Annotated in this window: 6 protein-coding genes; 5 read left to right on the top strand and 1 reads right to left on the bottom strand. The window is 45.0% G+C overall.

All coding sequences use genetic code 11. The annotated features are described in order from the left end of the window. The first annotated feature begins 150 nt into the window (after window positions 1–150). The 4 genes from ACFQ2O_RS19645 to ACFQ2O_RS19630 all read left to right on the top strand — a co-directional run bounded on the left by ACFQ2O_RS19645 (window position 151) and on the right by ACFQ2O_RS19630 (window position 3,439). A complete protein-coding gene (locus tag ACFQ2O_RS19645; protein ID WP_377532041.1) occupies window positions 151–567 on the top strand; it encodes an ester cyclase in 417 nt (138 codons plus the stop codon). A gap of 184 nt (window positions 568–751) precedes the next feature. Beyond that, window positions 752–1,645 (top strand): YihY/virulence factor BrkB family protein, encoded by an 894-nt coding sequence (locus ACFQ2O_RS19640; protein WP_377532039.1) that lies wholly within the window; start codon window positions 752–754, stop codon window positions 1,643–1,645. Between the two features lie 218 nt (window positions 1,646–1,863). Beyond that, window positions 1,864–2,835, top strand: coding sequence for an aldo/keto reductase (locus tag ACFQ2O_RS19635; RefSeq protein ID WP_377532036.1), 972 nt, complete (start codon window positions 1,864–1,866; stop codon window positions 2,833–2,835). 154 nt (window positions 2,836–2,989) lie between these two features. Further along, window positions 2,990–3,439, top strand: coding sequence for a GNAT family N-acetyltransferase (locus ACFQ2O_RS19630; RefSeq protein WP_377532033.1), 450 nt, complete (start codon window positions 2,990–2,992; stop codon window positions 3,437–3,439). A 108-nt stretch (window positions 3,440–3,547) separates the two neighbouring features. Here ACFQ2O_RS19630 and ACFQ2O_RS19625 read toward each other — a convergent pair whose 3' ends face one another. Further along, complete coding sequence (locus tag ACFQ2O_RS19625; protein WP_377532030.1) at window positions 3,548–4,795, bottom strand: multidrug effflux MFS transporter; 1,248 nt, start codon at window positions 4,793–4,795, stop codon at window positions 3,548–3,550. A gap of 194 nt (window positions 4,796–4,989) precedes the next feature. Between ACFQ2O_RS19625 and ACFQ2O_RS19620 the strand changes: the two genes are divergently transcribed. Next, a complete protein-coding gene (locus ACFQ2O_RS19620; RefSeq protein WP_377532028.1) occupies window positions 4,990–5,226 on the top strand; it encodes a DUF3820 family protein in 237 nt (78 codons plus the stop codon). The last annotated feature ends 116 nt before the right edge of the window (window positions 5,227–5,342 follow it).

Below are 5,342 nucleotides of genomic sequence, written 5' to 3'. Positions count from 1 at the left end.
AGTTTATTTCATCTAAATAGCAGGCAATTAATCCAATTATTTTGAAAAACAGTATTACCAAAGGCACTGTTGTATTTTACAGAGCCTGCTTTCGATAAATAACTTCTTAAACATGCAAGCGTAACAACCTTACATCTTAGAGAAATAACAATGAGTAAAGAAAACAATATTAAAACCCAACAGGAGTTTGGAGAAGCAGTAAATAGCGGCAACCTAGAAAAGTTCAAAGAACTAATGTCTCCGAATGTAGAAGACCATGACCCTGCTCCAGACCAGGGGCCGGGACCAGAAGGTTTTATGGATTTCTTCAGAACATTCAGGACAGCCTTTCCTGATCTTAAAATTGAGGTTGACCACATGGTTGCTGATGAAGACAATGTTTCGATTGCTTATACTGCCACTGGCACACATAAAGGTGATTTTATGGGGGTTCCGGCTACTGATAAACGCATCAGTGTACGCGGTGTTCAGATAGCCCGCTTTGAAAACGGAAAGATAGTAGAGCGCTGGGGAAGTTCTAACGAGCTAGGTATACTGAAACAAATCGGCGCAAGTATAAACGCCTAAAAAACAACCGGAAAAGCAGCTGTTGGCCATGATTATTAGTAAACGACAGATATCATGGCCAACAGCTGCTTCTCCGGTTCTAATTAAAACAACATTTACTGCCTCACCTTTGCTTTCTATTACAAACCAAGCAAGCTTAACCACGTTAGCCTACTGAATACTACTGGCCACCTTATACTTTAAAATGAGTATCATTAAAAGGTTTTTTAAAAAGGCGTGGATAATACTTAACAATGTAAGAAAAGACTTTAAGCATGGAGACCCCATTGTTTACAGTGCTGCAATTGCCTTCTTTACAATTTTTTCGCTACCTGCTATATCCATTATACTCACACTTATAGGCTCTGCTTTTTTCGATGAAGAAAAAGTAAGGACCGAAATTGTAAAAGAAGTAGACTACCTGGTTAGCTCCGAAGCGGCTGAACAGGTAAGTATCGTTATTGAGAACGCACTGGAGGTTCCGGCAGGGTTCTGGGGAATTACCATAGGAATTGTGGTTGTGCTGCAAAGCTCCTCTATCATGTTTTACATTATACAGAAAGGCTTGAACTCGGTCTGGAAAGTAAAGCCGAGATCAGATGTAAGTATGCTCCGGCTCTTGCGGCACAGGCTGAGAACCTTGGCGATGGTGATTGGTCTGGGTTTGCTTTTTACATTAAGCCTGATGCTGGACACAACAGTTGCCATGTTTAGCGATCAGTTACGTGATGTGTTTGAGCAGTACTTCTCCCCAGCTATACGAACGATACAGACAGTTTTCTACCTGCTGATTGTGTTCGTTTTCTTTACAGCTATTCTTAAAGTATTACCAGATGCCAAGGTCTCGTGGAAAGATGCTTTGGCCGGGGGATTGATTACATCCATTCTCTTCCTGATTGGCAAACAGATTATTAACTACATGTTGGGAAGTATAAAAATAGCAGGTATTTATGCAGCTGCTGGTTCACTGGTCGTCCTGCTCCTATGGGTGTTTTACTCTTCCGTAATCTTACTTTTAGGTGCCGAGGTAACAAAAGCATATTCGCACAGCCAGGGCCGGAAAACAGAGGCAAAAGATATTGCAGAGGTAATTTCGTAACATATAATAACAGAGAAATATGCTTGCTGCCCCATGGCTGTTCCTTTTTACAGAAGATGTTCTCTACTACCACTAACTATTGGCTGCACCACTAGCAGCTATAGGCAGCAATGCTGTGGAGGCCACTGTATCAGTCAGTAAACCCTTACTTTAGCACCAGCAGCAACTCTGTTATTGCTGATACTCGTACATTAACTAAACAAACAAAATCACAAACTATGCAATACAGAAGATTTGGCCGCACAGGCTGGAATATAAGCGAAGTGGGCTATGGCATGTGGGGCATGGCCGGTTGGACAGAGTCAGACGATAAACAGTCAGAGCGCTCGCTTGACGTGGCAGTAGAAAACGGCTGCAACTTTTTTGATACGGCCTGGGGCTACGGCGAGGGCCACAGCGAAGTGCTGCTCGGCAAACTACTCAAGCGCCAGTCAGGCAAGCGACTTTATACTGCTACTAAGATACCGCCTAAAAACTTTACCTGGCCTTCTAAGTCTCATTTTAAGCTGGAGGATGTCTTTCCGGCGAGCCACATAATTGAGTATACCGAGAAAAGCCTGAAGAATATGGGCGTTGAAACCATAGACCTGCAGCAATTCCATGTGTGGGAAGATAGTTGGGCAGAACAGGAAGAATGGCAGCGAGCCGTAGAAAAACTCAAAGCTGACGGCAAAATACAACACATGGGCATTAGCGTGAACCGTTGGGAGCCAAACAACGTGCTTCATACTTTACGTACAGGCCATATCAGTGCTGTGCAGGTTATCTATAACATTTTTGATCAGGCTCCGGAAGATGAACTGTTCCCGCTCTGCGAAAAGCTGGACATCGGCATTATTGCCCGTGTTCCTTTTGACGAAGGCACGCTGACAGGAAACATCACCAAAGATACCACCTTCCCTGAAGACGACTGGCGCAGCACCTACTTTGTGCCAGAGAACCTGAACAGCAGCGTAGAACATGCTGAAAAGCTGAAGCCGCTGGTACCAGCAGGCATGACGTTACCCGAAATGGCGCTGCGTTTCATACTTAGCAACAAGCAGATCAGCACCACCATACCAGGCATGCGTAAAGAAAACCACGTAAAAGCCAATACCAGCACAAGCGATGGAAAAGGCTTGCCACAACAACTGCTGGAGGAGCTAAAAAGCCACCGCTGGGACCGCGAACCAACAGAATGGTCTCAATAAAATTGAAAGATTTTACAAGTATAAAAGGCCCTGCTATACATGGTATAGCAGGGCCTTTTCCATTCAAAAGCATACTCATGTCACTCCCATACTTGGGTGTTGGTCTACAAAAAGAATCAGAGATGTTGTAGCTTTATGGCTTAATACAAAATATATGGCGTTCACAAAAATCAGCAAGGCCTTTGCCGAGCTTACTCCTTTTGAGATGTATGATATGCTGCGCCTGCGCAGCGAGGTATTTGTGGTAGAGCAGACCTGTGTTTTTCTGGACATGGATGATAAAGACCAGAAATGCCAGCACCTGCTCATGTACAAGGGCGATACACTTGTTGCTACCTCACGCCTGGTACCCAAAGGTATCTCCTATCCCGATGCCATGTCGATTGGCCGTATTGTAACAAGTGTGGCAGTTCGTGGTACGGGAGTTGGCAAAATACTGGTTGATTATTCGATAGAAGAGTGCTACCGCCTGTTTGGCAAAGAAAGTATAAAAATAGGTGCTCAGCTTTACGCAAAGGGCTTTTATGAATCTTTTGGCTTTGTGCAGTCAGGTGAGGTTTATGACGAGGATGGGATAGATCATATTGAGATGACAAAGGCATAAGTAGTTAAGTCTTTCCTGTTTACACACTTTCATTTTAAAGTATCAAGTATAAAAAAGTAAAGCCAGGGTTCTTTGCCCTGGCTTTACTCGTTTATACTTATAGCTTCCTTAGTCCCTCCTAACCTGCACCAGCACAGAGGTATCATCTTCTATATCTCTTCTCCTGGCTTTGTGGCGGATAGTGCGTTTCCCTAGTATAAGAATTATGAAGCCTACTATAGAACAGCCTGCCATAACGCTTACCATGGGCAAGGTAGTACCGGTGTGCAGCAAACTCACTGCAGCCGACATTAAGCCGCCCATTGCCATTCTGAAACTACCCAGCAAGGCAGCAGCACTACCTGTGTTCTTAGTAAACGGAGCCAGTGAAAGTGCCGTGGCGTTCGGGTTCAGCAAGCCCTGGCCTGTTAGGAAAATGAACAGGAGCGCAATCAGAGTATACATCCCAAACCAGTTATAGTACGTGCCCACCACCAGCACAATCCCTACCAGCACCTGGTAAAACAAAGTAAAGTTGATGACTTGCTCACTTTTAAACTTGTTCAGGATGATGTGGTTCAACTGAGTTGAGCCAATCATGGCAAAGGCCAGAAAAGCGAAAATCCAGCCATAGGTTTGCTCGCTTACGTGGTAATTATTCATAAATACGTCGGCAGAGCCCGCGATATAGGCAAAGGGCGCAGCAGTGGCAATACCCCCAGCTAAGGCATATAGTAAAAACTGCTCCTGCTTCAGCACTGACAGGAAGTTCTTCAGCACCGGCTTCGGTTTAAGCGAGATAGAGGGATCTGCCTGTCGACCTTCCGGCAGCGCAAAGTATACCCCCAGCATAATAAAGGCCGTGATGACGGCAAGTATAATAAACACCGAGTGCCAGCCAAACGCTGCCGTTACATAGCCACCAACTGTTGGCGCCACCATTGGCGAAACAGCAATAACCAGTGTCAGCAACGAAAAGGCCTGTGCCGTTTTGTTAACCGGAAAAATATCCCGCACCAGAGCCTGTGCGGCCACCATGCCCACACAGCCACCTATAGCCTGTATAAAGCGCATCAGAATAAGAGAGTCTACTGACTCTGTGTAAGCACACGCCAGCGATGCCACGATGTAAAGCACCAGGCCAACGTAAAGCGGATTTTTACGCCCAAACCTATCCAGTAGCGGACCATACAGCAGCTGCCCCAGCGAGATACCCACCAGGTAAGCTGTAAGTGATAATTGCACCTGTGCAATAGTAGCATTCAGATCCTGCGCAATGGCTGGAAAACCAGGCAGGTACATATCAATAGAGAAAGGACTGATGGTGGCAAGCGCCCCCAGGATTAATATAATTACAAAGTATTGTTTACGTGTCATAGTTAATCAATTCAACTTCAAAGTTACAACATAAATTAAAGGCTTTTGATGCCAATTGCCCTACCTTTTGCTGCAGTAGCTGCTTTATACTGTCTGTGCGTGGCATAGTTTATACTTTTCCGCAAACAGTGGCAGCACAAGGGTCTATAACATTTTTCTTTGCCCAATGTTCGATATTAGTTACCTTGCTGCCTATGCAAACACCCGACGCACAACCTAATCCTGCTATTCTACTGGAGCTGGTGAGCCAGAAAATGCCTTTCGGAAAGTATAAGGATACGCTACTCTGCGACCTGCCTGTCTCTTACCTGGAATGGTTTAGCAGCAAAGGTTTTCCGGCAGGGAAACTGGGTATGCAACTGGCTACCATTTATGAGATAAAGATCAATGGGCTGGAAGATCTGCTGAAGCCGCTGAGACGCCGTCGTTAAAAAGCTTTAAGCACCACTAGCTCTCCTCTATCACCTACAGCAGGCAAATATACTGGCATCAGGCAATATTTGTAAAGCAGATGTAGTTAAGAAACTCTGGTAAGCTATATTAATAG

The sequence above is a fragment of the Pontibacter rugosus genome (genome assembly GCF_042678745.1).
Classification (GTDB): Bacteria; Bacteroidota; Bacteroidia; order Cytophagales; family Hymenobacteraceae; genus Pontibacter; species Pontibacter rugosus.
Note: the sequence above shows the minus strand (reverse complement) of the source record. Positions and strands in the feature narration are given on the sequence as shown.